Below are 24,876 nucleotides of genomic sequence, written 5' to 3'. Positions count from 1 at the left end.
GGTGCGTGCGACTCGAACCGATCACCTGGGAGCGGCTGGCCGAGAACCTGGCCGAGCGTGTCCTGAGAACGACCGCCGCCGCCGGCAGCCCCTGGCTGCGCGTCGGCGTGGACGGTGCCCCGGCGTCACGGCCCGGCGAGCTCGCGGAGCTCGTCGGCGAAGCGCTGCGCGTGCGGGGGCGGGGTGTCGTCGTCGTCGGCACGGGCGGGTTCCTGCGGCCCGCGTCGCTCCGGTACGAGTACGGGCGCGAGGACCCCGACAGCTACTACAGCGGCTGGTTCGACACGGGCGCGCTGTGGCGTGAGGTCTTCGGGCCGCTGGAAGCCGGCGGCAGCGGACGGGTCCTGCCCGATCTGTGGGACCCGTCGACTGACCGGGCAACCCGCAGCCCGCACGTAGAACTGCCGCCCGGCGGGGTGCTGTTGCTGCACGGCCCCTTTCTGCTCGGCCACTGGTTCCCGTTCGACCTGACGACGCATCTGAGGCTGTCTCCGCCCGCTCTGGAGCGCCGGACGGACGAGGGCGAACGCTGGACGCTCCCGGCGTACGCCCGGTACGAGGAGGAGATCGCCCCCGGCGACGCGGCGGACATCCTCGTACGGGCGGACGATCCACGGCATCCGGCCTGGTCGGCTGCCGGCTGACCGGCTCAGGGGCGGCCGCCGATCAGCGCCACGGCCTCCGCTCCGGCCCGGCAGCCCTCCTCCGCGGCCGTACGGGCATCCGCACCCGCCAGCCGTGCGGCGAGAAACGCCCCCGTGAAGGCGTCCCCGGCGCCCGTGGTGTCCAGGACCTGGGCGGCGCGGGACGGGAGACGGGCGGTGACCGTGCCGGCCTCGGCCACCAGCGCGCCTCCGGCGCCCAGCGTCACCACGGTCAGCGGGACCGACCGGCTGAGTTTGACGGCGGCGTCGGCGGGGTCGGGCAGGCCGGTCAGCAGCCGCGCCTCGTCCGTGTTCGGCAGCAGGACGTCCACGCCGTCGAGGTCCGACAGCAGCCGTTCGACGCCGCGTTCCCGGATGAAGCCCGCGGAGGCCGGATCGATGCTCACCGTGACGCCTGCCTTCCGTGCCGCGCTCATCGCCGCGAGCGCCGTCGCACGACTGGTGCCGGAGAAGAGCAGATAGCCGGACAGATGCAGGTGGCCGATCCCTTCGAGCAGATCGAGGGACCAGTCGGCCGGGCACAGCCGCAGTACGGCGCCGCTGTCCGTGAGGAACGTCCGCTCCGCGGTGCGGTCGACGAGGGCGACGACCGTCGCGGTCGGCACCTCGTCGTCGGGCACGAGCAGCGGCCGCACGCCCGCGGTCCGCAGCCGTGCCGCGTGCCACTCCAGGTCGGCGACGCCCGCGCGGGCGAGCAGTCGTACATCGCGGCAGCCCCGGTACGCCGCCCAGCACGCCACGTTCGAGCCGGCGCCCCCGGGCACGATGCGGATCGTGGCGGGGGTGTCCGTGCCGTGCGCGAGCGGGGCGCTGTACCGGGCCACGACGTCGGTGACGACATCGCCCACGACGAGGAGCCCGGTCATGCGTATGCCGCTGCGATCCGTGCCGCGAGCCGGACATTGCCGCGCACGGCGGCCAGGTTGGCCTCGAGGGACGCGCCGTCGGTGTACCGCGTCAGCCGCTCGAGGAGGAACGGTGTGACGGCCTGCCCGGTGACGCCCTCTTCGCGCGCCTCCTCGAGCGCCCGCGCCAGCACCCGGTCGTGCAGGGCCGGGTCCAGCTGTTCCTCCACCGGGACGGGATTGGCCACGATCAGCGAGGAGCGCGGTTCGGCGAGGGCGTCCTTGGCGCGCATCACGGCGGCGACCTCCTCGGGGGAGTCGACCGTCCAGTCGACCGGTTCGCCGGAGGAGGCCAGGTAGAAGCCGGGGAAGTGACCGGTCCCGTAGCCGATCACGGTCACCCCCAGGGTCTCCAGCCGCTGCAGGGTGGCCGGGACGTCCAGGATCGACTTCACGCCCGCGCAGACCACCGTGATGCCGACCTGGGCGAGGAGCCGCAGGTCCGCCGACTCGTCCTGGGTCTCGGTCCAGCCCCGGTGCACGCCGCCCAGGCCGCCGGTCGCGAAGACCCTGAGGCCGGCCAGATCGGCGAGGAACGCCGTGGCGGAGACGGTCGTCGCGCCGCTCGCGCCCGTGGCGACGGCGGGAGCGAGGTCGCGGTGGCCGAACTTGCGCATCCCGGGGTCGCCCGCGACCCGTTCCAACTCGGCCTTGGTGAGCCCGACATGGGCTCTGCCGTCGAGCACGGCGATGGTGGCCGGGACGGCGCCGCCCGCGCGGACGAGGGCCTCCAGCTCCGTCGCGACGGCCAGATTGCGGGGACGCGGCAGTCCGTGCGCGATGATCGTCGACTCCAGGGCCACGACGGGCACCCCGGTATCGAGGGCTTCCCTTACCTCTTCGGACACCATGGCTGCGGTCTTCGGCATGTCCCATCCCTGGCGCGGCGGAGCGGGGCGCAAACCTCGGCCGGACGGGAATCGCGACGATTGGAAGGAAAGTTTACTGACAACCATTGACAGGGGCATGGCCGCTTGCCACCATCCCGGCAGCGGCTTGGCGCGGCGCCCGACCTCGTGGGCGTGACGCGCTCAGCGAGAGCTCTGACCCGGCCGCCGTACGCCGAGCCCTGCCCGGGAGCGGCGCGTCGCAAGGAGTCCAGCTCTCGCCGTCCCCGTCCAGGGAGCCAGGTATGCGCCTGACCGCCTCCACCCCACCACGCCGGACCGCGGTACTCGCCCTCTCCGCCGTACTGCTGCTGATCGCCGCAGTCCTCGTCGCCCGTCCCGGCAGGGCCGATGCCGCCGGTACAGAAACCGCCGCCGCGGACCCCCTCATCTCGCGCGGCAGGACCGCCACCGCCTCGTCCCTCGAAGGATCCGGCTTCGCCGCCTCCAACGCCTTCGACGGCAACACAGCCACCCGCTGGGCCTCCGCGGAGGGCCAGGACCCCCAGTGGATCAGCGTCGACCTCGGCGGCGCCGCCACCGTCTCCCGGGTCACGCTCGACTGGGAGGTGGCCCACGCCCGGCAGTACCGCATCGAGATGTCCGCCGACGGCGCCACCTGGACCACTGTGGCCACGGAGACCGCGGGTGACGGCGGTAAGGACGAGTTCACCGGCCTCGCCGGCAAGGGACGCTATCTGCGCGTCCACGGCACCGCACGCGGCACCCAGTACGGCTACTCGCTCTGGGAGGTCGACGTCTACGGCACGGTCGGCGGGGGCGAACCGCCGACCGGCGCCTTCACCGTCGTCGCGGCGGGCGACATCGCCGCACAGTGCACCGCGTCCTCCAGCTCCTGCGCCCACCCGAAGACCGCCGCCAGGGCCCAGCAGATCAACCCGAAGTTCTATCTGACGATGGGCGACAACCAGTACGACGACGCCCGTCTCTCCGACTTCCGCAACTACTACGACAAGACCTGGGGCGCCTTCAAGTCGAAGACCCGGCCGGTGCCCGGCAACCACGAGTCGTACGACCCGGCGGGCGAGTTCGTGGGGTACAAGCAGTACTTCGGCGCCATCGCCTACCCGCAGGGCAAGCCCTACTACAGCTACGACGAGGGCAATTGGCACTTCATCGCCCTCGACTCCAACACCTTCGACGACTCGTCCCAGATCAGCTGGCTCAAGGACGACCTCGCCCGCAACGGCAAGAAGTGCATCGCCGCCTACTGGCACCATCCGCTCTTCAGCTCCGGCGGACACGGCAACGACCCCGTCGGGAGGCCCGTCTGGGACATCCTGTACCGCGCCAAGGCGGATCTCGTCCTCGGCGGCCACGACCACCACTACGAGCGCTTCGCGCCGCAGGACCCCGCCGGCCGGGCCACCGCCGACGGCATCGTCCAGATCGTCGGCGGAACGGGCGGCGCCGAGCCCTACGCGATCGAGGAGATCCAGCCCAACAGCCAGAAGCGCATCAGCGGCCCGTACGGCGTGCTGAAGCTGGACTTCACCGACACGACGTACCGCTGGAGCTACGTGGGCACCGACGGCTCCGTCAAGGACACCAGCCCCACCTACACCTGCCACTGACGATGTATCTGGCCACCACCGGCCGGCCTGACACGCCGCCCGCACCGGGATCAGTACCCGGGGCGGCGCGGCGGGTCCCCGGCACAGTGATCGCGCTCGGAGCGGTCAGCCTCGTCACCGACATCTCCTCCGAGATGGTCACCGCCGTGCTGCCGCTCTACTTCGTCCTCGGACTGGGCCTGTCGCCTCTCCAGTTCGGCTTCCTCGACGGCCTGTTCAACGGCGTGACCGCCCTGGTACGGCTCGCCGGCGGCCATGCCGCCGACCGGGGCGGCCGGCACAAACGCGTCGCCGGTGCCGGCTACGCGCTCTCCGCCTTCTCCCGGCTCGGGTTGCTGCTCGCGGGCGGCGCGACCGGAGGCATCGCGGCCGCACTGGCCGCCGACCGGATCGGCAAGGGCATCAGAACGGCTCCCCGCGACGCGATGATCACACTCAGCAGTCCGCCGGAGACACTGGGCCGGGCCTTCGGCGTCCACCGCGCCATGGACACGACGGGAGCGCTCCTCGGGCCGCTCGCCGCGTTCGGGCTGCTGTGGGCGACCGCGGACGCCTACGACGCGGTGTTCGTCGTGAGCTTCTGCACCGGGCTGCTGGGCGTGGTGCTGCTGGCCCTGCTGGTACCGGGGCACTTCACCCTGCCCGCCCCCACTCCCACCCTCGCCACGGGCCCCGCCCCCGCCCGCCGTTCGCTGCTCGATCCGCTCCGAAGTCCCGCCTTCCGCCGCATACTCGCCGCCGCCGCGCTGCTCGGCGTGGCGACCATCGGCGACGCGTTCGTCTACCTGCTGCTGCAGCGCCGGCTGGATGTGGGCGTGGTCTGGTTCCCGCTCCTGCCGCTCGGCGCCGCGGCCGTCTACCTGCTGCTCGCCGTCCCGGCCGGCCGCCTCGCCGACCGCGTGGGCCGCCGGATCCCTTTCCTGTGCGGGCACGCGGCCCTGCTCGCTGCCTACCTGCTGCTGCTGACACCGATCAACGGCACGGCTCTCCTCACCCTCGTACTGCTTCTCGTCGGCGCCTTCTACGCGACCACCGACGGCGTGCTGATGGCGCTCGCCGGACCCCTGCTGGCCGCTGCCCGGCGGGCGAGCGGCCTCGCGCTGCTCCAGACCGGCCAGGCGGTGGCCCGGCTGATCGCCGCCGCCGGATTCGGCGCCGCGTGGACGTGGTGGGGCCCGAGGCCCGCGCTCGCCGCGGCCGCCGCCGCGATGCTCACCGCCCTGGTGCTCGCCCGGGCCGTTCTGCCCCGTACGGAACAGGAAAGGCAGTCGCCATGAAGCCGCCCCCGCCCCCGTCCACGCGTCCGTCCACGCCCGGTTCCCGCCGGCGGATCGGCGCACTCGTGCTCGCCACGGTGGTGCTGACCGGCGTCGCTGTCGGCTACACCGTGAGCGTGTCCGGCCGCGGCGACAATCCGGCCGTGGCGGAGGAATCGTTCGAACTGGCCGGTCCCCGGCTGTACTTCCGCAGCACCCAGGAAGAAAACGGCCGCATAGCCCACCGGCCCACGGCGGAGCAGGCACCGGACGCGCCCCGCACGACCGGCGGGCCCTCCTGCGACCGCTTCCACGCGGCGGGCGGCACCGCGCTGTGTCTCCAGCGCCGCCCCGGCGTACCACCGCGCGCCTACGCGGTCGTCCTCGACCGCCGGCTGCGCGAGACCCGCCGCGTCGCGATGCCCGGAATCCCCGACCGGGCCCGGGTGTCGGCGTCCGGACGCATGCTGTCGTGGACGATGTTCGCCGTGGGGGACTCGTACGCCGGCTCGTCCTTCTCCACGCGCACCTCCATTCTCGACCTGCGCACCGGTTACCTGATCAAGAACATGGAACAGATCCCCCTCATCGTCGACGGCCGCCGCTACCACGCGCCGGACGTCAACTACTGGGGCGTCACCTTCGCCCGCGACGACAACCGTTTCTACGCGACGGTCTCGTCCAAGGGGCGGACCCGTCTCGTGGAGGGCGACATGCGCACCTGGTCGGCGCGGGCCCTGCGCGAGAACGTCGAGTGCCCCTCACTGTCACCGGACAACGGGCGGATCGCCTTCAAGAAGAAGACCGGCGGCGGCGACCGGGGCAGGCCGTGGCGACTCCACGTCCTCGACCTCAGGACCATGCGCGAGCATCCCCTGGCGGAGACGCGCGGCGTGGACGACCAGGCGGCGTGGCTCGACGACGACACGATCGCGTACGCGCTGCCGCGGGAGGACGGGCGGGGCACCGACGTCTGGACGGTCCCCGCGGACGGTACGGGGCGGCCCCGTCTGCACGTGGCGCATGCGTCGTCCCCGACGCCGGTGCGGTGACGGGCGTAGGGGAGGCAGCGAACGTCCGCCGGGAAGCACCTCCCTCGGCGACCGAGGCGGGCGGTAGGGCAACGCCCCGGCGCAGCGGCCACGCCCCTGTGCCGGGGCCACCGCCCTGCGCCCGTGCCGCCGCCCTATGCCGGGGCCACCGCCCTGCGCACCGCCAGTCCGGCCATCGGCAGCAGGAGCACCACGCCCACCGCGTTCAGCCAGCCGTACCCCGCCTGCGCCACCACCAGGCCCGCCGCCGCGCCGCCCACACCCGCCGCCGTGTTCATGGCCAGGTCGGACAGGCCCTGGACCGCCGCCCTCGTGGGCTGCGGGACGGACTCGGTGAGCAGCGTGGAGCCGGAGACGAGTCCGGCCGACCAGCCGAGGCCGAGGAGGAACAGCCCCGCCGCGGTCTGTCCGTGGTTGCCGCCCGCGGTTCCGGCCAGCACCGCGGCCGCGCAGAGCAGGCCCGCCGCCAGCCCGATCACGGCGAGCCGTCCGACGCGGTCGGCGAGCCGGCCCATCACCGGGGAGAAGGCGTACATGCCCGCGATGTGGCCGCTGATCACCAGGCCGATCAGCTCGATGCCGGCCCCGTGGTGACCGAGCGCGACCGGCGTCATGGACATGATCGACACCATGGCGGTGTGCGACACGGCCACGGTCACCAGCGCCAGCCGCGCCATGGGCGACTCGCGTACGGCGAGCAGCCCCGCCTTCAGCGACCGGCCCTCGGGGGAGCGGTCGGCCGGGGACATCGCCCGTGCCGTGAGCAGCGGGTCGGGCCGCAGCAGGACCAGTACGAGGACGGCGGAGACGAGGAACACCCCGGCCGCCCACAGGAACGGCCCGGCGGCCGGCGGTATGCCGAGGCCCGACACGCTCCGGCCGGCCGGTGAGGCGATGTTGGGTCCGAGCACCGCGCCGATGGTCGTCGCCCATACGACGGTGGAGATGGCCCGGCCGCGCCGCTCGGGCTCCGCGAGGTCGGCGGCCGCGAACCGGGCCTGCAGATTGGCGGACGACGCGGCTCCGAAACCCGCCATCCCGACCAGCAGGAGCGGGAAGTGGTCGAGGACGGCGGCGACCACGACCACTCCCGCGCCGAGCGCGCCGATGAGATAGGCCAGTACCAGTCCGGGCCGGCGGCCCCGCGCGGTCATCAGGGCGGCCAGCGGCACGGACAGGATCGCGGTGCCGGCGACGGTGGCGGTCGGGGCGAGCCCGGCGAGGGCCTCTGTGCCGCTGACCTCGTGGGCGAGCACCGTGGCCAGTGCGATACCGGTGGCGACCCCGAGCCCGCCGAGGATCTGGCTGGCGATCAGCACAGCGTTGATACGCCTGCGTATCGCGGGCAGTTCGTCCACCGCCACGGCGGTCTTGGCTGCTTCGGGTATGTCAGGAGCGTCGGACGGCATGGTCACCGACGCAGTGTCTCAGAACCGGACGCGGGGCTCGCCTGCCGGGCAGATCCGGGAAACAGCCCGCATCAAAGGCTCCGCATCCTCAGAACAGCGGCTGCGGCAGCACACCCTCGAGAGCCAGCAGCCGCCGTTTGGTCTCCAGTCCTCCACCGAAGCCCCCGAGCCCGCCGTCCGTCTCGACCACGCGGTGGCACGGCACGACGACCGGCAGCGGATTGGACCCCATCGCCGCTCCCACCGCCTGTGCCGCGCCCGGCTGGCCGACGCGGGCCGCGAGCTCCCCGTATCCGACGACCGCCCCGTATCCCACGCCGGCCAGCAGCTCCCGCAGCACCTGCCGGTTGAAGCCGGCCGAGAGCGACCAGTCCAGCGGCAGGTCGAACGTGCGCAGCGTGCCCGCGAAGTAGGCCTGGAGCTGGCGTATCGGCTCGGCGAGCCGGCCCGCCGGGTCCTCGACGGGCTCTGCCCCCAGCCGGTCCGCCAGCTGCGCGGGCATCCGGTCCCGTACGGCCGGCCCGGCGTGGAAGGCCACGCTCACCAGGCCCGCGTCGGTCGCGGCGAGGAGCAGCGGGCCGATGTCGGTGCCGGTCACGGCCCACTCGAAGGTCTTCATGCCGACCACCGTACGGCGGGCCACTGACAGTCGGGCCCCGCACTGCCCGCCGCACGGTGACGGGCGGTCGGCCGGCGTCGGTCAGCCGACGGCGTCCCGCACGATGTCGGGGTTGTTGGTGATGATCCCGTCCACACCGAAGCCGGCCACGCGCGTGGCGGCCGCCGCGTCGTTCACGGTCCAGGTGCTGACCCGCAGGCGCTTGCCGTGCGCGCCCTTGAGGGCGTGCACCGCGGCGACGTACTCGGCGCTGAGGGACGTGTGCGTGGGGTTGATCTGGTCGGTGAAGGCCGCGTACGAGGGCAGGTCGGCGACCGCGGGGGTGCCGAGGAAGCCGGTCGTGAGGTCGGGGCGCTGCTGGTGCACCGCCCTGACGCTGTCCGCGCCGAAGCTCTGGATGACGAGCCTGCTCCGCACGTGGCTCCGGTCGAGCCAGCCCTCCTGGCCCAGTACGCGCAGGGTGTCCTTCTCGATGCCGGGGTAGAGCTCCGGCTTCTTGATCTCCAGGAGCAGCTTCTGGTTGTTCTCGTCCACGCGCTCCAGGTACTGCTTCAGCGTCGGCACCCGGGCGCCCGCCCATTCGGCGCCGCGCCAGCTGCCCGCGTCCAGGGTGGCGATCTCGGCGGCGGTGAAGTCCTTCACCTTCCACGGCGCGCGGTCGGGGAAGCGCTGCTCCACGTCGGTGGTCCTCGCGAGTGAGTCGTCGTGCATGACGACGAGCTCCCCGTCCTTGGTGCGCTGGACGTCGTTCTCCACCCAGGCGAAGCCCATCTCGTCGGCGAGGTCGACCGCCGCGAGGGTGTTCTCCGGTGCGTAGGCGGACGCGCCGCGGTGAGCGATCACCTGAGGAGCGTCCTCACGGCCGGCGGCGGACTGCTCGGTTCCTGCCGCGGAGCCGGGCAGCACCAGCGCGGTGAGTCCCAGAGTCGTGGCGGCCAATACAGCGACGGGGCGTGCGTACACGGGTTCTTCCTCACGTCGTCGGATCACGGACGGGCCGAGAGTGGCAGTTCCCGGCCAACGAGGCACAGGCGAAGTATGGCCACAAGGTGAACGGGTCCGCCCCCGGGCGGTCTTGGGCGTGGTTCCGAGTGGGCGGACTCGGTGCCCGGGTCGACAAATCTCTGTGAAGACGTCCGCCCGTACTTCCGTGCGCGGTTCCGCGAGCCGTACGCTCGCCCAGAACCAGACGTTCCGTCCAAGATCGCGGGGATCGTAGGGCGCCGGGGATCACAAGGGACGAAAGGTGCACGGGATGCAGGGCACGGTGGACGGTTTCGGCTACGGCCTCGTCACCCCGGTGGCGGCCTACGTGATGGCATGCCTCGGAGGAGCACTGGGACTGCGCTGCACCACGAGGTCCGTACGGGGCGAGGGCTCGTTCCGGCCGGGCTGGCTGGCGCTCGGCGCTACGGCGATCGGCTCGGGCGTCTGGAGCATGCATTTCATCGCGATGATGGGCTTCACCGTCGAAGAGGCCCCCATCGGCTACGACAAGGCGACGACCTTCGCCAGCCTGGCCGTGGGCATCGTGATGGCGGGCATCGGGATCTTCATCGTCGGCCACCGTGGCGCGACCCGGATGTCCCTCGTCACCGGCGGGACGATCACCGGACTCGGGGTGGCCTCCATGCACTACCTGGGCATGAACGGCATACGACTGCCGGGACGCATCGAGTACGACACCCTCACGGTCGCCCTGTCGGTCCTGGTCGCCGTCGTCGCGGCCACCGCGGCGCTCTGGGCGGCGGTGTCCGTCCACGGCTTCATGGTCAGCCTGGGCGCCAGCCTGCTCATGGGCCTCGCCGTGAGCGGAATGCACTACACCGGGATGGCCGCCGTGAGCGTCCATGTCCATGAGGCGGTGGACGCCGCCGTCGCCGGCGACCCGCCGGCCGAACTCCTCGCCCCGATGCTCGTGGGTCCCGCCGTGTTCCTGCTGGTCGCCGGCATCGCGGTCCTGTTCGACCCGCTGCTCGTGACCGGCGGTCCTGACCGGCACGGGCGCGGCGACGGCAGGGCGCTGCGCCCCGATCTGCCCGCGCCGGGGATCCGGCGGCCCGTCGCCCGGGCCTCCGGACGGGGGGCCGGGCGGGACCCCTGGGGAGCGGACCGCCGCTGAGGCGACCGGTCCGCCACCGTTCACGCCCCGACTGTCAGTGGGTGGTCGTACGGTTGTTGCATGCGGCCCGTTTCCAAGATCGAACGTACGGTGGCGCCTTTCGAGGTCGTCAGCCACTTCCAGCCCAGCGGTGACCAGCCGACGGCCATCGCCGAGCTGGAGCGACGCATCCGTGCCGGTGAGAAGGATGTCGTCCTGCTCGGAGCGACGGGCACCGGCAAGTCGGCGACCACGGCATGGATGATCGAGAAGCTCCAGCGGCCCACCCTGGTCATGGCGCCGAACAAGACCCTGGCCGCCCAGCTGGCGAACGAGTTCCGCGAGCTCCTGCCGAACAACGCGGTGGAGTACTTCGTCTCGTACTACGACTACTACCAGCCCGAGGCGTACGTCCCGCAGTCGGACACCTACATCGAGAAGGACTCCTCGGTCAACGAGGAGGTGGAGCGGCTGCGGCACTCCGCGACCAATTCCCTCCTCACCCGGCGCGACGTCGTCGTGGTCGCCTCCGTCTCCTGCATCTACGGCCTCGGCACCCCGCAGGAGTACGTGGACCGGATGGTGCAGCTCAAGGTCGGCGACGAGATCGACCGCGACCAGCTGCTGCGCCGCTTCGTCGACATCCAGTACACCCGTAACGACATGGCCTTCCAGCGCGGCACCTTCCGGGTGCGCGGCGACACCATCGAGATCTTCCCGGTCTACGAGGAGCTCGCCGTCCGGATCGAGATGTTCGGCGACGAGATCGAGGCGCTGTCCACGCTGCACCCGCTCACCGGCGAGATCCTCAGTGAGGACCGGTCGCTGTACGTGTTCCCCGCCAGCCACTACGTGGCGGGCCCCGAGCGCATGGAGAAGGCGGTCAACGGCATCGAGGCCGAGCTGGAGCAGCGCCTCGCCGAGCTCGACAAGCAGGGCAAGCTGCTGGAGTCCCAGCGGCTGCGCATGCGCACCACGTACGACATCGAGATGATGCGCCAGATCGGTTCCTGCTCCGGCATCGAGAACTACTCGATGCACTTCGACGACCGCGACCCCGGTTCCCCGCCGAACACCCTCCTCGACTACTTCCCCGAGGACTTCCTGCTCGTCATCGACGAGTCGCACGTCACGGTTCCGCAGATCGGCGCGATGTACGAGGGCGACGCGTCCCGCAAGCGCACTCTCGTCGACCACGGGTTCCGGCTGCCGTCCGCTCTCGACAACCGCCCGCTGAAGTGGGAGGAGTTCAAGGAGCGTATCGGCCAGACCGTCTATCTGTCGGCGACACCGGGCACCTACGAGCTCTCCCGCGGCGACGGCTTCGTGGAGCAGATCATCCGTCCCACCGGGCTCATCGACCCGCAGGTCGTCGTCAAGCCCACCGAGGGCCAGATCGACGACCTGGTGCACGAGATCCGCGAGCGCACGGAGAAGGACGAGCGGGTCCTGGTCACCACACTCACCAAGAAGATGGCCGAGGACCTCACCGACTACTTCCTCGAGCTGGGCATCCAGGTCCGCTATCTGCACAGCGACGTCGACACACTGCGCCGTGTGGAGCTGCTGCGGGAGCTGCGCTCCGGCGAGTACGACGTCCTGGTCGGCATCAACCTCCTGCGCGAGGGTCTCGACCTGCCGGAGGTGTCGCTGGTCGCGATCCTCGACGCCGACAAGGAGGGCTTCCTGCGCTCCGGCACCTCCCTGATCCAGACCATCGGCCGCGCGGCGCGCAACGTCTCGGGCCAGGTCCATATGTACGCGGACAAGATCACGCCGGCGATGGAGAAGGCCATCGAGGAGACCAACCGCCGCCGCGAGAAGCAGATCGCGTACAACACGGAGAACGGCATCGACCCGCAGCCGCTCCGCAAGAAGATCAACGACATCGTCGCGACCATCGCGCGCGAGGAGATCGACACCGAGGAACTGCTGGGCACCGGCTACCGCCAGGCAAAGGCCGACAAGCCGGGCAAGGGCGCCAAGGCGCCCGTCCCCTCGCTCGGCGCCGGCCGCAAGGGCGACATCCTCACCGACCGCCCCGCGGTCGAACTCGCCGGGATCATCGAGGAGATGACGGACCGGATGCGCGCGGCCGCCGCGGAGCTGCAGTTCGAGGTCGCCGCCCGACTGCGCGACGAGGTGGGCGAGTTGAAGAAGGAGCTGCGCCAGATGAAGGAGGCCGGACTCGCCTGAGCCCGGTGGGCGGGATGTGACGGGCGCGCACACCTGGTGTGTTGCAAGACCGACACAAAAACGGGCGACCGCGCCGCGCTGTCGGTGCGACTGCGTAGGGTGCTTGAACAACCGCACACATGGGCGGTGGCAATTCGCGAGAAGGGGACAGCGCGTGACGGTCAACATGACCAAGGGCCAGGCCATCAGCCTGCAGAAGAGTGACGGGGGCACCCTCACGGCGGTGCGGATGGGCCTCGGCTGGCAGGCAGCGCCCCGCCGCGGTCTGTTCGGCTCACGCACCCGGGAGGTCGACCTGGACGCCTCCGCGGTGCTGTTCGCCGACAAGCAGCCGGTGGACGTGGTCTTCTTCCGCCACCTCGTCAGCGACGACGGCTCCGTCAAGCACACCGGTGACAACCTGGTCGGCGGTGCCGGTTCCGGCGGTGACGACGAGGCGATCCTCGTCGACCTGCAGCGGGTCCCGGTCCACATCGACCAGATCGTCTTCACGGTGAACTCGTTCACCGGCCAGACGTTCCAGGAGGTGCAGAACGCCTTCTGCCGCATCGTCGACGAGACCAACGGCCAGGAGCTGGCCCGGTACACCCTTGACGGCGGCGGCCAGTACACCGCGCAGATCATGGCGAAGGTGCACCGCGCCGGCGCCGGCTGGCAGATGACGGCCCTCGGCAACCCGGCCAACGGCCGTACGTTCCAGGACCTGATGCCCGCGATCCTGCCGCACCTGTAGGAACCGGCGGCATACACCGTCGGACCGCAGCTCCCGGAGGCACAGCCGCCGGGAGCTGCCCGCGTACCAACCGCAACAGCAGCGCACCGAGGGGACAGAGCGATGACGGCCGAGCTGGTCCGGGGGCAGAACCACCCCTTGCCCGACAGCCGACTTGAGATCCGCGTGTCGGCCGGCCATCCGGTCGTCGCCTGCGCCACCTGCTCCGACGAGCGGGGGGCCGTGCGCGAGGAGTGGGTGGCACACCCCGGCGCCACCGGCCTGCCCGGCGTCGAGGTGCCGGAGCGCGCCGAGCGGTCCCCCCGGTTCGCCGTCGACCTGGACGCGGTGCCCGCGGAGGTGCACCAGGTCAACGTGCTGCTCGCGCTCCCCGTGGGCACGGGCGGCCCCGACCGCTTCGGCGTGACGGCCGCGCCCTTCGTGGCGGTCATGGCCAAGGACGGTTCCGAGCTGGCCAGTTTCACCATCACCGGCCTGGACACCGAGACCGCGCTGGTCGCCGTCGAGCTGTACCGCCGCCAGGGTGCGTGGAAGGTCCGCGCGGTGGGCCAGGGCTACGCGGGCGGGCTCGCCCAGCTACTGGCCGACCAGGGCATGGCCCAGGCCGACCGTATGGCGGCGGCCATCCAGGAGACCGCCGCCCCACGCGCGCTCCGCGCCGAGCCGGCCCGGCTGCACACGGCCGCCGACGCCGCGGGAGCGGCGTCCGGCCCGGACCAGCCGTCCCCCGCGGACGCCGCGCTCACCGGCGGCCTCACCACCCCCCAGCCCTCCGGCGCCGACCCCGCTCCACCGCAGACGCCCACGCCCGACGCCCCGCAGATGCCCGGCGGTCCCATCAACTACGCCCATCCGCGCAGGCAGTCGGCACCGCCCCCGCCGGCCCCCGCGGCGCAGCCCGGTGAGCCCGGCCGGCCGCCCGCACCGGTGGCCGGCGACGCGAGCGGCTGGTCCATGGAGGAGCGGCTCTACAACCAGGTCTGGGGCATGTTCGAGGACCTCGCCCGGGCCGTCGCGGCGTACCGCAGCGCCGTCGAGTTCGCCGAGAACCGGATGGACAAGGAGCTCGACAGCGTCCTGTCCGACCCCCGCAGCCGCATCGGAAGCACCGGGGACGCCGCGAGGGCCGCCGCGCGGGCCAAGTGCGAGCAGCTGACCGACCAGGCCCGCCAGGTCCTCGACCGCGACCTCGCCCAGCTGGCGGCGGAGTCCGAGGTCGTCGAGCCGGCGCTGCCGCCCGCGTTCGCCCGCTGGGACAACCCGTGCTGGCACGCCTACCGCGTCCCGATGGAGATCCCGATGGCGCTGCGCCTCGGCGATCTCCATCTGCCGGAGAGCCCCGAGCTGCGGATCCCGTGCCTGGTGAGGCTGCCGCTGGAGCGTGGCCTGTGGGTGGACAGCGGCCGCTCGAGCTCGGACGCCGCGATGGCGATGGACGAGGCGCAGTTGCGCCGGCTCGCCGTCGACTCGGCGGTCGCGCTCGCCGCCCGGCTGCTCGCCGTGTACCCGCCCGGCGAGTTCACCGTCCACGCCATCGACCCGGCCGGCTCCGCCGCCGCCTCGCTGGCGCCGCTGGTCGACTCCGGGGCCCTCGCCGGTCCGCCGGCCGCGGGCGCACAGGGCGTGAGCGCCGTCCTCGCCAAGCTCACCGAGCGGGTCGACCTGGTGACGATGGCGGTGCGCGGCGGGGCGGCCGACTCGCTCCCGCCCGGCCTCGACACCGGCGAGCAGTTGCTGATCGTCAACGACTTCCCGCACGGCTTCGACGACCGCGCGGTCACCCAGCTGCGTTATCTGGCCGACGAGGGCCCGGCCGTCGGTGTCCATCTGATGATGGTCGCGGACCGGGAGGACGCCACGGCCTACGGTCCGGTCCTCGATCCGCTGTGGCGCTCGCTGCTGCGCGTCACACCGGTCCCCGACGACCACCTGGCCGACCCGTGGGTGCGGCATGCGTGGACGTACGAGCCGCTGACCGTGCCCGAGGGCAGTGACGTGCTGCGGCAGGTGCTGACCCGCGTGACGGAGGCCCGGAGGTCCTGGAACCGCTGACCCTGCCGCAGGCCGGCCGCCGGCCGTCCCGCGGGCCACCGCCGGCCGTCCCGCGGGCCGGGCCTGCGCCGCCGGCCTGGTGACTTGACCTCTGCTTTACCTCCGCCTTTACCTTCCCTTGGTCTTTCATGTACCGTTCTTTACGCGGAGGGGAGTACTCCCGACTCGCGGCGTGCCCGTCAATACGGACCGACAGAGAGGTCCCGGGGCGTCGGCCCGTGGCGCACGGCCCGGGTGGAGGAGACCTCCGGCAGCGACGACGCTGATCAGTTGCCGTACGACGCCGGAGGCGCAGTGGACGTTTCAATGACTCTCTGGGTGCTGACCATTCTCGGTCTGAGCGCCCTCATCGCGGTCGACTTCTTCATCGGGCGCAAGCCCCACGACGTGTCGATCAAGGAAGCCGGCATCTGGACCGTGGTCTGGATCGTGCTGGCCGCACTCTTCGGCCTCGGCCTGCTGTTCGCCGGTGAGAGCCAGGCGTCGGGCGAGTTCTTCGCGGGATTCATCACCGAGAAGTCGCTGAGTGTCGACAACCTCTTCGTCTTCGTCCTGATCATGGCGAAGTTCGCGGTGCCGTCGCATCTGCAGCAGCGGGTGCTGCTGATCGGTGTCCTCATCGCCCTGGTGCTGCGCGCCATCTTCATCGCGGCCGGTGCGGCGATCATCGCCAGCTTCTCCTGGGTCTTCTACATCTTCGGCGCGTTCCTGATCTACACCGCCTGGAAGCTCATCCAGGAGGCGCGCTCGGACGAGGAAGAGGAGGAGTTCGAGGAGAACAGGCTCCTCAAGTCGATCGAGCACCGCTTCGGCGTCGCCGACAAGTACCACGGCACCAAGCTCTTCATCCGTAACAACGGGAAGCGCGTCCTGACGCCGCTGATGGTGGTCATGCTCGCCATCGGCACCACCGATGTGCTCTTCGCGCTGGACTCCATCCCCGCGATCTTCGGTCTGACCCAGGACCCGTACATCGTGTTCACGGCCAACGCCTTCGCCCTGATGGGTCTGCGCCAGCTGTACTTCCTCATCGGCGGCCTGCTCAGGAAGCTGGTCCACCTCAGCTACGGCCTGTCGGTGATCCTCGGGTTCATCGGTGTGAAGCTGGTGCTGCACGCCCTGCACGAGAGCGGTGTGCACGTCCCGGAGATCTCCATCCCGGTCTCGCTGGCCGTCATCTGCGGCGTGCTCGTCATCACGACCGTCACCAGCCTGATCGCCTCCAAGAAGCAGGCGGAGCGGGAGGCGGCCGAGGGCGTGAAGAAGGACAGCGTCGAGGCCTGACGGACCGCGCGGCCGCCGCGAGCGGAGCACGCACCGGCGGGTGCGGACGGAAGCACCGTCCGCACCCGCCGTCGTCCGTTCCCGGCGTCTCGTACCGTGACCCACGACAACACCCGGCCGAGACCGAGGACGTGACCGCCATCGCCATACGTACAGGCGCGAAGGAGCCGCTGCCCGCGCTGCGGCTGTACCGGACCGCGGAGAAGCCCCGGGCCGCCGTCCTGCTGCTGCACGGAGGCCGCGCCGACGCACTGGAGCCGCCGCCCGCCCTCAATCTCCCGCTCGCGCGGATGAGGCCGTTCGCGCGGGCCATAGGCCGCGCCACGGCCGGACAGCCTGTGACGCTCGGCCGGGTCCGCTACGGCCGTCGCGGCTGGAACGGCGAGCGCGCGGACGCGGCCCGTGACGCCTGCCTGGCCATGGAAGAACTGTCCGTCCTGACCGGCTCCGTGCCGACGGTCCTGGTGGGCCACTCCATGGGCGCGCGGGCCGCCCTGCACGCGGCGGGACATCCGCAGGTGAAGGCGGTCGTCGGTCTCGCCCCCTGGTGCCCACCGGAGGACCCGGTCGACCACTTGGAAGGCAGGACCGTGGTGCTGCTGCACGGCGACCGCGACCGGATCACCGACCCGGCGGAGACGTGGGCGTTCGCCGCACGGGCACGAGCGGCGGGCGCCGACGTCCGCGAACTGCCGATGCCCGGTGGCGACCACGCGATGCTCCGTGGCGCCGCCGACTGGCACGCGCACACCACACGTCTGGTGCTCGAACTGCTCGGCGCCGCGCGCTGAGCGAGCCAGTCGGGGACAGGACAGGACAGGACAGGCTTCGCGCCGGCCGTCGGGCCGGCGCGAAGCCCGGGTGCCTCACCAGCCGCGTGCGCGCCACTCGGCCAGATGCGGCCGCTCCTCGCCCAGGCTGGTGTCCTTGCCGTGCCCCGGATAGACCCATGTCTCGTCGGGGAGGCGTGCGAACAGCTTCTCCTCCACACCGTCGAGCAGACTCGTGAACGCCTTCGGATCGTTGTGGGTGTTGCCCACACCCCCGGGGAACAGGCAGTCACCGGTGAAGAGGTGCGGGTGGCCGTGCGGGTCGTCGTAGACGAGCACGATCGACCCCGGAGTGTGACCCACCAGGTGGCGGGCGGTCAGCTCCACGCGTCCCACCCGGATCGTGTCGCCGTCGTCGACGAGCACGTCGGTGGGGACGGGGATGCCGTCCGCGTCATGACGCCCGGCGTAGGTACGCGCGCCGGTCGCCCGGACCACGTCCTCCAGCGCCTGCCAGTGGTCGCCGTGCCGGTGCGTGGTCACCACGGAGGCGATGGAGTCGTCGCCGATCAGCTGCAGCAGCGTGTCCGGATCGGCCGCGGCGTCGATCAGCAGCTGCTCGCCGGTGGCCCGGCAGCGCAACAGATAGGCGTTGTTGTCCATCGGTCCGACCGCGACCTTGGAGATCATCAGGTCGGCGAGTTCGTGCACGTCCGCCGGGCCGCCGACCTTCACCGCTCCGCTGTATGTCATGCGTCTCAGCCTATAGCGGGGGCAGTACGGGCAGCGGGCCTCCGGCACACTCCAGGGCCGAGCCGTCGCGGCGGCCTGACAGCCAGCCCAGGACGTCGGCGGGGGAGCCCGAGACGGTGACCGGCGTGCCCTCGGAACCGCCCGTCCGCCACTCGCCGCCGGCGGCGAGGACCGTGGTCGGCGGCACGTCGGAGCGGCCGCTCCAGCGCTCGGCCAGGAACTCGGTCTCCCGCTCGGTGAACTCCTTCGGCAGGTCCTCCAGCTCGTAGCCGGCTCCCAGGTCGACATGGTGCAGCTCGACCTCGACGAGGCGGCGGAACGGGACCCGGGCGGCGCGGTCGGTCACGCCGTTGCGCAGCTCCACGGTGCGCTCCCAGTCGCCGGAGGCGCGGCCCGCCTCCTGGAAGCGTTCCGCGGAGGCCCGCAGGTCGTCGAGCTGCTCCGGGAGCGGGCGGGGCGCGTCGCGCTCGATGTCGGCGTCGCGCGCCTCACCTGTGACATACATCGGCCGGCCTTCGAGAACATTTACGAGCGCGTCGGCGTTACGGGAGATATGGGCCAGTACATGACCGCGGGTCCAGCCCGGCAGCCGTGACGGTCCGGCCACGGCCGCGTTGTCCAGTCCGGCGGCTGCGGTGAGGAGCCGGTCCGTCGCTTCACGTACAGAGCGCAGGTCGCTCACAGGATCGATCATGAGGTCGACCCTAGCCCCGCCCACTCGATCGGGTGAAGGTCTCGGCGGACGTCCTGAAATCGAATGCGCGTGCTATACGCTCGGTGGAGGCATCCTTGAAAGTCAGGCATTCATCTTCTGGCGGCCCCCATAGGCTGGGAATCAGCCTCGGACGGGGGCTGTGCCTCCGCTTCTACTCAGAAAGGTGCGGACCGGCGTGGCCGACCGTCTCATCGTTCGTGGCGCTCGCGAGCACAACCTGAAAAACGTCTCGCTCGACCTCCCGCGTGACTCCCTCATCGTGTTCACCGGGCTCTCGGGGTCTGGCAAGTCGTCCCTCGCGTTCGACACGATCTTCGCCGAGGGGCAGCGCCGCTACGTCGAATCGCTCTCCTCCTACGCCCGGCAGTTCCTCGGACAGATGGACAAGCCGGACGTCGACTTCATCGAGGGCCTCTCCCCGGCCGTCTCGATCGACCAGAAGTCGACCTCGCGCAACCCGCGCTCCACGGTCGGCACGATCACCGAGGTCTACGACTACCTGCGTCTGCTGTTCGCGCGCATCGGCAAGCCGCACTGTCCCGAGTGCCGCAGGCCCATCTCGCGCCAGTCGCCGCAGGCGATCGTCGACAAGGTGCTCGAGCTGCCCGAGGGCAGCCGCTTCCAGGTGCTCTCGCCGCTGGTGCGCGAGCGCAAGGGCGAGTTCGTCGACCTCTTCTCCGACCTGCAGACCAAGGGCTACAGCCGGGCGCGGGTCGACGGGAAGACCATCCAGCTCGCCGAGCCGCCCACGCTGAAGAAGCAGGAGAAGCACACCATCGAGGTGGTCGTCGACCGCCTCACGGTGAAGGACTCCGCCAAGCGCCGGCTCACCGACTCCGTCGAGACCGCGCTCGGACTCTCCGGCGGCATGGTCGTGCTCGACTTCGTCGACCTCCCCGAGGACGACCCCGAGCGCGAGCGGATGTACTCGGAGCACCTGTACTGCCCGTACGACGACCTGTCCTTCGAGGAGCTCGAGCCCCGCTCCTTCTCCTTCAACTCGCCCTTCGGCGCCTGCCCCGACTGCACCGGCATCGGCACGCGCATGGAGGTCGATCCCGAGCTGATCGTCCCCGACGAGGAGAAGTCCCTCGACGAGGGCGCGATCCACCCGTGGTCGCACGGCCACACCAAGGAGTACTTCGGCCGCCTGATCGACGGGCTCGCCCAGGCTCTCGGCTTCTCCACGGACATGCCCTGGGCCGGGCTGCCCGCCCGCGCCAAGAAGGCCCTGCTGCACGGCCACAAGACCCAGCTCGAGGTCCGCTACCGCAACCGCTACGGACGTGAGCGCGCCTGGACGACCCCGGCCTTCGAAGGGGCCGTGCAGTTCGTCAAGCGGCGGCACTCCGAGGCCGAGAGCGACTCCAGCAGGGAGCGCTTCGAGGGGTACATGCGCGAGGTGCCGTGCCCCACCTGTGAGGGCACCCGGCTGAAGCCGATCGTCCTCGCGGTCACCGTGATGGAGAAGTCCATCGCGGAGGTCTCCGCGATGTCCATCAGCGAGTGCGCCGAGTTCCTCGGCCGCCTCAAGCTCAACGCCCGCGACAAGAAGATCGCCGAGCGGGTCCTCAAGGAGGTCAACGAGCGGCTGCGCTTCCTGGTCGACGTCGGCCTGGACTATCTGTCGCTCAACCGCGCCGCCGGCACCCTGTCCGGCGGCGAGGCCCAGCGGATCCGGCTCGCCACCCAGATCGGCTCCGGCCTCGTCGGCGTGCTCTACGTCCTCGACGAACCGTCCATCGGTCTCCACCAGCGGGACAACCACCGGCTGATCGAGACCCTCGTCCGTCTGCGCGACATGGGCAACACGCTCATCGTCGTGGAACACGACGAGGACACGATCAAGGTCGCCGACTGGGTCGTCGACATCGGCCCCGGCGCGGGCGAGCACGGCGGCAAGGTCGTGCACTCCGGGTCGCTGAAGCAGCTGCTGTCCAACAAGGAGTCGATCACCGGGCAGTACCTGTCCGGGAAGCGGTCCATCCCGACCCCCGACCTGCGCCGCCCGGTGGACCCGTCGCGCAGGCTGACCGTGCACGGCGCCCGGGAGAACAACCTCCGGGACATCGACGTCGCGTTCCCGCTCGGCGTCCTCACGGCCGTCACCGGGGTCTCCGGCTCCGGAAAGTCGACTCTGGTCAACGACATCCTCTACACCCACCTCGCCCGCGAGCTGAACGGCGCGAAGTCGGTCCCGGGCCGGCACACCCGGGTCGACGGCGACGACCTTGTCGACAAGGTCGTCCACGTCGACCAGTCGCCCATCGGCCGCACCCCGAGGTCCAACCCGGCGACGTACACGGGCGTCTTCGACCACGTCCGCAGGCTCTTCGCGGAGACGATGGAGGCCAAGGTCCGCGGCTATCTGCCCGGCCGGTTCTCCTTCAACGTCAAGGGCGGCCGCTGCGAGAACTGCTCCGGCGACGGCACCATCAAGATCGAGATGAACTTCCTGCCGGACGTCTACGTCCCGTGCGAGGTCTGCCACGGAGCGCGGTACAACCGCGAGACGCTGGAGGTCCACTACAAGGGCAAGTCCATCGCCGAGGTCCTGGACATGCCGATCGAGGAGGCACTGCACTTCTTCGAGGCCGTCCCGACGATCTCCCGCCATCTGCGCACCCTCAACGAGGTGGGACTCGGTTACGTCAGGCTCGGTCAGTCCGCGCCGACGCTGTCGGGCGGGGAGGCGCAGCGTGTGAAGCTGGCGTCCGAACTGCAGAAGCGGTCCACGGGCCGCACGGTCTACGTCCTGGACGAGCCGACCACCGGTCTGCACTTCGAGGACATCAGCAAGCTGATCAACGTGCTGTCCGACCTCGTCGACAAGGGGAACTCGGTGATCGTCATCGAGCACAACCTCGATGTCATCAAGACGGCGGACTGGGTCGTGGACATGGGGCCTGAAGGCGGCAGCGGCGGCGGCCTGGTGATCGCCGAGGGCACACCCGAGCAGGTCGCGGGTGTCCCGGCGAGCCACACCGGCAAGTTCCTGCGGGACATCCTCGACGCGGACCGGATCAGCGACGCGGCGGCGGCGGTGCCGGCGGCGCGCAGGCCGGCGAAGTCGGCGAAGGCGGGGGCTTCGGTGAAGGCGGCGGCGACGGTGGCGAAGCCTGCGAAGAAGACGGCGGCGCGGGCGGCGCGGAAGGCGTGACGACGTGAGTGGGGGCGGGTCCGCGCAGCGGAGCCGCCCCCACCCGCCCGACGCCGCGGCGATCTCCGCCGGTATCGTCGGGTCTGTCGGGGCAGCGATGCCGCCCGACGAACCAGACGACACCCGACTCGACCCACCCATGGAGCCCCCATGTCCCCGACCGCCCGCCGTACCGTCCTGAAGGGCGCCGCCGTCGCCGGGGCCGCCGGGCTGGGGGTCGTCGGATGTTCCACCGACTCCAAGCTGGGGCACGCGGAGGTGCCCACCCCCACCGCACCCGTGGACCTGGGTCCGGCGGACGCCGTTCCCGTCGGCGGGGCCAAGCTGTACCGGGAGCAGCGTCTGATCGTGCACTGCCCCGCAGAGGGCCAGTACAAGGCCTTCAGCGCCCAGTGCACCCACGCCGGCTGTGTCCTCGACAAGGTGGAGGGCACCGAGGGCAACTGCCCCTGCCACGGCAGCCGTTTCGATGTGACCACCGGCAAGGCGCTGAAGGGCCCGGCCACCGTGCCGCTGCCCGAGGTCCCCGTCAGCGCCGAGGGCGGCAACCTCGTCGCGGGCCCCGGCGCGTAACCCGCAGGACCCGCGGCCGCAGGGCCGCACCCGCCAGGGCGCCCGCGGAAACGCGCCCGCAGGGCCCCACACCCGCGAGAACCCACACCCGCGAGAACCCGCGCCCGCGGGACACGCTGCTCAGTCCCAGGCCCAGGAGATGCCCAGGATCCCCGGGCGGACCCCCTGCTCCACGAGGTGCACCGTGCGGTGCCGCGCACCGGGTGTGAGTTCCGTGCGGGCGCCCCGCGGCGCCCCTGTCGTGGCCCGGGAGAAGCGGTGGCACCGCTCGGGCAGGGCGCCCTGCTCGAAGCGCACCTGCAGCATGTAGTGCCCGCCCGCGGAGCTGAAGCCGCGTACGTACTCGGTGCTCGGCCCGCCGGTCCCGTCCTCGAAGCCGTAGCCGAAGACGTACGTCTCGCCCTCCCGCAGCGGGGCGTCGAAGAGCAGCTCGGCGACCACGACGCCGCTCGCCCGGTCCCACCTCACCTTCCCCGGGCGGCAGTTCTCCAGGGCGCTCACCTCCACGGCCGCCGGGTCGCAGCCCGTCCCGCCGCGGTGGACGGCGAGACAGCGGTCGACGCCGTCGCGGTGGGCGCGTACGACCTGCTGCGAGTCGCGTCCCAGCAGCTGTCTTGCCGCACCGATCCGCACCCGTTCCTGGTGCCCGATGGTGTGCAGGCCCTGGCCCTCGGGGGAGCGGAGACCGGTGAGGAGCCGTTCCGCCGCGTCCAGGGAGTCCACGAGCGCGTGGTGGGGGCGGCCGGCGGGCCCCTCGGCCTCCGACGGCCCGCCGTCCTCGCCGTTGCCGAGCAGCCGCACCAGGGATCGGGCAGGGAGGCCGAGGACCTCCTCCAGGGCCCGCACCGCCCGTAGCGACTCGGGGCGCTGCGGGCGCCGGGCGCCCTGCTGCCAGTAACTGAGGCTCGTCACGCCGACCTTGATCCCACGGTGGGCGAGGTGGTGCTGGACGCGCTGGAGCGGCAGGCCCCGGACGGCGAGGGCGGCGCGGAGCGCGAGATGGAAGGGGCCGGTGTTCAGCACCTGTGCCAGTTCGGCCTCGGTGTGGCCCATGGATTCCTCCGGGAACGTGGAGCGCCGGACGGAAGTGTTCACATCCGGGTCGGGCCGTTCACAGCGCCGCGTAATCCCGCATTGAAGCGTGTTGACCTGCGCGCGACAAGGGCCGTCGCCCATCGGCGTCCGGCGCCCGCCGTGGCGGAGGGAAAGGGGGTGGTCATGTCCCTGACCAGAGTCGCCGGCCTGTCACTGTCCGCCAGTAGGGTGGACGGCATGGCCGACCCCTCCAGCTACCGCCCCAAGCCGGGACAGATCCCCGACTCGCCAGGGGTCTACCGGTTCCGCGACGAGCACCGCCGGGTGATCTACGTCGGCAAGGCGAAGAGCCTGCGCCAGCGCCTCGCCAGCTATTTCCAGGACCTGGCGAATCTGCACCCGCGCACCCGCACCATGGTGACCAGCGCGGCCTCCGTCGAGTGGACGGTGGTCTCCACCGAGGTGGAGGCGCTTCAGCTGGAGTACTCCTGGATCAAGGAATACGACCCCCGGTTCAACGTCAAGTACCGCGACGACAAGAGCTATCCGTATCTGGCGGTCACCCTCAATGAGGATTTCCCCAGGGTGCAGGTCATGCGCGGCGCCAAGCGCAAGGGCGTGCGGTACTTCGGTCCTTACGGGCACGCCTGGGCCATCCGCGAGACCGTCGACCTGATGCTGCGCGTCTTCCCGGTGCGCACCTGCTCCGCGGGAGTCTTCCGCAACCACGTGCAGAAGGGCCGCCCCTGTCTGCTCGGCTACATCGGCAAGTGCTCGGCGCCCTGTGTGGGCCGCGTCACCCCCGAGGAGCACCGCGAACTGGCCGAGGAGTTCTGCGACTTCATGGCCGGCCGCACCGGCACCTACATCCGCCGCCTCGAGAAGCAGATGATGGCCGCCGCGGAGGAGATGGAGTACGAGAAGGCCGCCCGGCTGCGCGACGACATAGAGGCCCTCAAGCGCGCCCTCGAGAAGAACGCGGTGGTGCTGGCCGACGCGACCGACGCCGACCTCATCGCGCTCGCGGAGGACGAGCTGGAGGCCGCCGTGCAGATCTTCCACGTCCGCGCTGGCGGCGGCCGGCGGCCCCGCGGGCGGGGGAGCCGGCAAGTGACG

21 protein-coding genes are annotated in these 24,876 nt (G+C 71.5%); 13 read left to right on the top strand and 8 right to left on the bottom strand.

Translation table 11 applies throughout. The features are described 5' to 3' along the window. The first annotated feature begins 5 nt into the window (after positions 1-5). A complete protein-coding gene (locus AB0K36_RS31100; RefSeq protein ID WP_364600617.1) occupies positions 6-644 on the top strand; it encodes a nucleoside/nucleotide kinase family protein in 639 nt (212 codons plus the stop codon). 5 nt (positions 645-649) lie between these two features. Here AB0K36_RS31100 and AB0K36_RS31095 read toward each other — a convergent pair whose 3' ends face one another. Then, positions 650-1,531: a carbohydrate kinase family protein gene (locus AB0K36_RS31095; protein WP_364600615.1), complete on the bottom strand. Its 882-nt coding sequence runs from the start codon at positions 1,529-1,531 to the stop codon at positions 650-652. Continuing rightward, positions 1,528-2,439, bottom strand: a complete 912-nt coding sequence (locus AB0K36_RS31090) for a pseudouridine-5'-phosphate glycosidase (protein ID WP_364600613.1) — start codon at positions 2,437-2,439, stop codon at positions 1,528-1,530. Before AB0K36_RS31090 ends, AB0K36_RS31095 begins: the two co-directional genes overlap by 4 nt. A gap of 263 nt (positions 2,440-2,702) precedes the next feature. Here AB0K36_RS31090 and AB0K36_RS31085 point away from each other — a divergent pair, with 263 nt between their 5' ends. Genes AB0K36_RS31085 through AB0K36_RS31075 form a run of 3 tightly spaced genes read left to right on the top strand, consistent with a single transcriptional unit; the run spans position 2,703 to position 6,360 of the window. Then, a complete protein-coding gene (locus tag AB0K36_RS31085; RefSeq protein WP_364600611.1) occupies positions 2,703-4,052 on the top strand; it encodes a discoidin domain-containing protein in 1,350 nt (449 codons plus the stop codon). Positions 4,053-4,054: 2 nt separating this feature from the next. Continuing rightward, on the top strand, positions 4,055-5,329 hold the full coding sequence (locus AB0K36_RS31080; RefSeq protein ID WP_364600609.1) for an MFS transporter: 1,275 nt from the start codon (positions 4,055-4,057) through the stop codon (positions 5,327-5,329). Then, entirely contained in the window at positions 5,326-6,360 is a 1,035-nt protein-coding gene (locus AB0K36_RS31075; protein ID WP_364600607.1) for a TolB family protein, read from the top strand. Before AB0K36_RS31080 ends, AB0K36_RS31075 begins: the two co-directional genes overlap by 4 nt. Before the next feature lie 134 nt (positions 6,361-6,494). Here the strand turns inward: AB0K36_RS31075 and AB0K36_RS31070 are convergent, their stop codons facing one another. The 3 genes from AB0K36_RS31070 to AB0K36_RS31060 all read right to left on the bottom strand — a co-directional run bounded on the left by AB0K36_RS31070 (position 6,495) and on the right by AB0K36_RS31060 (position 9,351). After that, positions 6,495-7,769: an MFS transporter gene (locus AB0K36_RS31070; protein WP_364600643.1), complete on the bottom strand. Its 1,275-nt coding sequence runs from the start codon at positions 7,767-7,769 to the stop codon at positions 6,495-6,497. Between the two features lie 88 nt (positions 7,770-7,857). Then, on the bottom strand, positions 7,858-8,388 hold the full coding sequence (locus tag AB0K36_RS31065) for a methylated-DNA--[protein]-cysteine S-methyltransferase (protein ID WP_364600605.1): 531 nt from the start codon (positions 8,386-8,388) through the stop codon (positions 7,858-7,860). A gap of 81 nt (positions 8,389-8,469) precedes the next feature. Then, the gene (locus AB0K36_RS31060; RefSeq protein ID WP_435877973.1) at positions 8,470-9,351 is read right to left on the bottom strand and encodes a glycerophosphodiester phosphodiesterase; all 882 of its coding nucleotides are present in this window, start codon (positions 9,349-9,351) and stop codon (positions 8,470-8,472) included. Positions 9,352-9,643: 292 nt separating this feature from the next. Here AB0K36_RS31060 and AB0K36_RS31055 point away from each other — a divergent pair, with 292 nt between their 5' ends. The 6 genes from AB0K36_RS31055 to AB0K36_RS31030 all read left to right on the top strand — a co-directional run bounded on the left by AB0K36_RS31055 (position 9,644) and on the right by AB0K36_RS31030 (position 17,545). Next, on the top strand, positions 9,644-10,510 hold the full coding sequence (locus tag AB0K36_RS31055) for an MHYT domain-containing protein (RefSeq protein WP_364600603.1): 867 nt from the start codon (positions 9,644-9,646) through the stop codon (positions 10,508-10,510). A gap of 60 nt (positions 10,511-10,570) precedes the next feature. Then, positions 10,571-12,685, top strand: coding sequence for an excinuclease ABC subunit UvrB (gene uvrB, locus AB0K36_RS31050; RefSeq protein ID WP_364600601.1), 2,115 nt, complete (start codon positions 10,571-10,573; stop codon positions 12,683-12,685). Between the two features lie 154 nt (positions 12,686-12,839). Next, on the top strand, positions 12,840-13,418 hold the full coding sequence (locus AB0K36_RS31045; RefSeq protein WP_005318943.1) for a TerD family protein: 579 nt from the start codon (positions 12,840-12,842) through the stop codon (positions 13,416-13,418). Positions 13,419-13,520: 102 nt separating this feature from the next. After that, on the top strand, positions 13,521-15,470 hold the full coding sequence (locus AB0K36_RS31040) for a TerD family protein (protein WP_364600599.1): 1,950 nt from the start codon (positions 13,521-13,523) through the stop codon (positions 15,468-15,470). Positions 15,471-15,764: 294 nt separating this feature from the next. Then, positions 15,765-16,754 carry a TerC/Alx family metal homeostasis membrane protein gene (locus AB0K36_RS31035; RefSeq protein ID WP_364600597.1) on the top strand — a complete coding sequence of 330 codons (990 nt, stop codon included), beginning with the start codon at positions 15,765-15,767 and terminating at the stop codon, positions 16,752-16,754. Between the two features lie 131 nt (positions 16,755-16,885). Continuing rightward, positions 16,886-17,545: an alpha/beta hydrolase gene (locus tag AB0K36_RS31030; RefSeq protein ID WP_435877972.1), complete on the top strand. Its 660-nt coding sequence runs from the start codon at positions 16,886-16,888 to the stop codon at positions 17,543-17,545. 75 nt (positions 17,546-17,620) lie between these two features. Here AB0K36_RS31030 and AB0K36_RS31025 read toward each other — a convergent pair whose 3' ends face one another. Both AB0K36_RS31025 and AB0K36_RS31020 read right to left on the bottom strand, forming a co-directional pair. Continuing rightward, positions 17,621-18,277 carry an MBL fold metallo-hydrolase gene (locus AB0K36_RS31025; RefSeq protein WP_364600595.1) on the bottom strand — a complete coding sequence of 219 codons (657 nt, stop codon included), beginning with the start codon at positions 18,275-18,277 and terminating at the stop codon, positions 17,621-17,623. 10 nt (positions 18,278-18,287) lie between these two features. After that, positions 18,288-18,971: a maleylpyruvate isomerase family mycothiol-dependent enzyme gene (locus tag AB0K36_RS31020; protein ID WP_364600593.1), complete on the bottom strand. Its 684-nt coding sequence runs from the start codon at positions 18,969-18,971 to the stop codon at positions 18,288-18,290. Positions 18,972-19,167: 196 nt separating this feature from the next. Here AB0K36_RS31020 and uvrA point away from each other — a divergent pair, with 196 nt between their 5' ends. Together uvrA and AB0K36_RS31010 are read left to right on the top strand one after the other, a co-directional pair. Then, entirely contained in the window at positions 19,168-22,152 is a 2,985-nt protein-coding gene (gene uvrA, locus AB0K36_RS31015; RefSeq protein WP_364600591.1) for an excinuclease ABC subunit UvrA, read from the top strand. Positions 22,153-22,302: 150 nt separating this feature from the next. Then, a complete protein-coding gene (locus AB0K36_RS31010) occupies positions 22,303-22,725 on the top strand; it encodes a Rieske (2Fe-2S) protein (protein ID WP_364600589.1) in 423 nt (140 codons plus the stop codon). A 120-nt stretch (positions 22,726-22,845) separates the two neighbouring features. On the opposite strand, the gene AB0K36_RS31005 is transcribed toward AB0K36_RS31010, so the two are convergent. Further along, a complete protein-coding gene (locus AB0K36_RS31005) occupies positions 22,846-23,778 on the bottom strand; it encodes a hypothetical protein (RefSeq protein ID WP_364600587.1) in 933 nt (310 codons plus the stop codon). A gap of 219 nt (positions 23,779-23,997) precedes the next feature. Between AB0K36_RS31005 and uvrC the strand changes: the two genes are divergently transcribed. Continuing rightward, positions 23,998-24,876 (top strand): excinuclease ABC subunit UvrC (uvrC, locus tag AB0K36_RS31000; protein WP_364600637.1); only part of this gene is annotated, 879 nt, incomplete at its 3' end.

This window comes from Streptomyces kurssanovii (assembly GCF_040677245.1).
Lineage (GTDB): Bacteria > Actinomycetota > Actinomycetes > Streptomycetales > Streptomycetaceae > Streptomyces > Streptomyces kurssanovii.
Note: the sequence above shows the minus strand (reverse complement) of the source record. Positions and strands in the feature narration are given on the sequence as shown.

What these genes read in the sequence shown, in the direction of transcription:
- AB0K36_RS31075 (WP_364600607.1), top strand. Translation starts at nt 5,326, where the DNA reads ATGAAGCCGCCCCCGCCCCCGTCCACGCGTCCGTCCACGCCCGGTTCC.
- AB0K36_RS31025 (WP_364600595.1), bottom strand. Translation starts at nt 18,277, where the DNA reads ATGACATACAGCGGAGCGGTGAAGGTCGGCGGCCCGGCGGACGTGCAC.
- AB0K36_RS31005 (WP_364600587.1), bottom strand. Translation starts at nt 23,778, where the DNA reads ATGGGCCACACCGAGGCCGAACTGGCACAGGTGCTGAACACCGGCCCC.
- AB0K36_RS31020 (WP_364600593.1), bottom strand. Translation starts at nt 18,971, where the DNA reads ATGATCGATCCTGTGAGCGACCTGCGCTCTGTACGTGAAGCGACGGAC.
- AB0K36_RS31090 (WP_364600613.1), bottom strand. Translation starts at nt 2,439, where the DNA reads ATGCCGAAGACCGCAGCCATGGTGTCCGAAGAGGTAAGGGAAGCCCTC.
- AB0K36_RS31080 (WP_364600609.1), top strand. Translation starts at nt 4,055, where the DNA reads ATGTATCTGGCCACCACCGGCCGGCCTGACACGCCGCCCGCACCGGGA.
- AB0K36_RS31095 (WP_364600615.1), bottom strand. Translation starts at nt 1,531, where the DNA reads ATGACCGGGCTCCTCGTCGTGGGCGATGTCGTCACCGACGTCGTGGCC.
- AB0K36_RS31070 (WP_364600643.1), bottom strand. Translation starts at nt 7,769, where the DNA reads ATGCCGTCCGACGCTCCTGACATACCCGAAGCAGCCAAGACCGCCGTG.
- uvrB (WP_364600601.1), top strand. Translation starts at nt 10,571, where the DNA reads ATGCGGCCCGTTTCCAAGATCGAACGTACGGTGGCGCCTTTCGAGGTC.
- AB0K36_RS31085 (WP_364600611.1), top strand. Translation starts at nt 2,703, where the DNA reads ATGCGCCTGACCGCCTCCACCCCACCACGCCGGACCGCGGTACTCGCC.
- AB0K36_RS31010 (WP_364600589.1), top strand. Translation starts at nt 22,303, where the DNA reads ATGTCCCCGACCGCCCGCCGTACCGTCCTGAAGGGCGCCGCCGTCGCC.
- AB0K36_RS31065 (WP_364600605.1), bottom strand. Translation starts at nt 8,388, where the DNA reads ATGAAGACCTTCGAGTGGGCCGTGACCGGCACCGACATCGGCCCGCTG.
- AB0K36_RS31055 (WP_364600603.1), top strand. Translation starts at nt 9,644, where the DNA reads ATGCAGGGCACGGTGGACGGTTTCGGCTACGGCCTCGTCACCCCGGTG.
- AB0K36_RS31040 (WP_364600599.1), top strand. Translation starts at nt 13,521, where the DNA reads ATGACGGCCGAGCTGGTCCGGGGGCAGAACCACCCCTTGCCCGACAGC.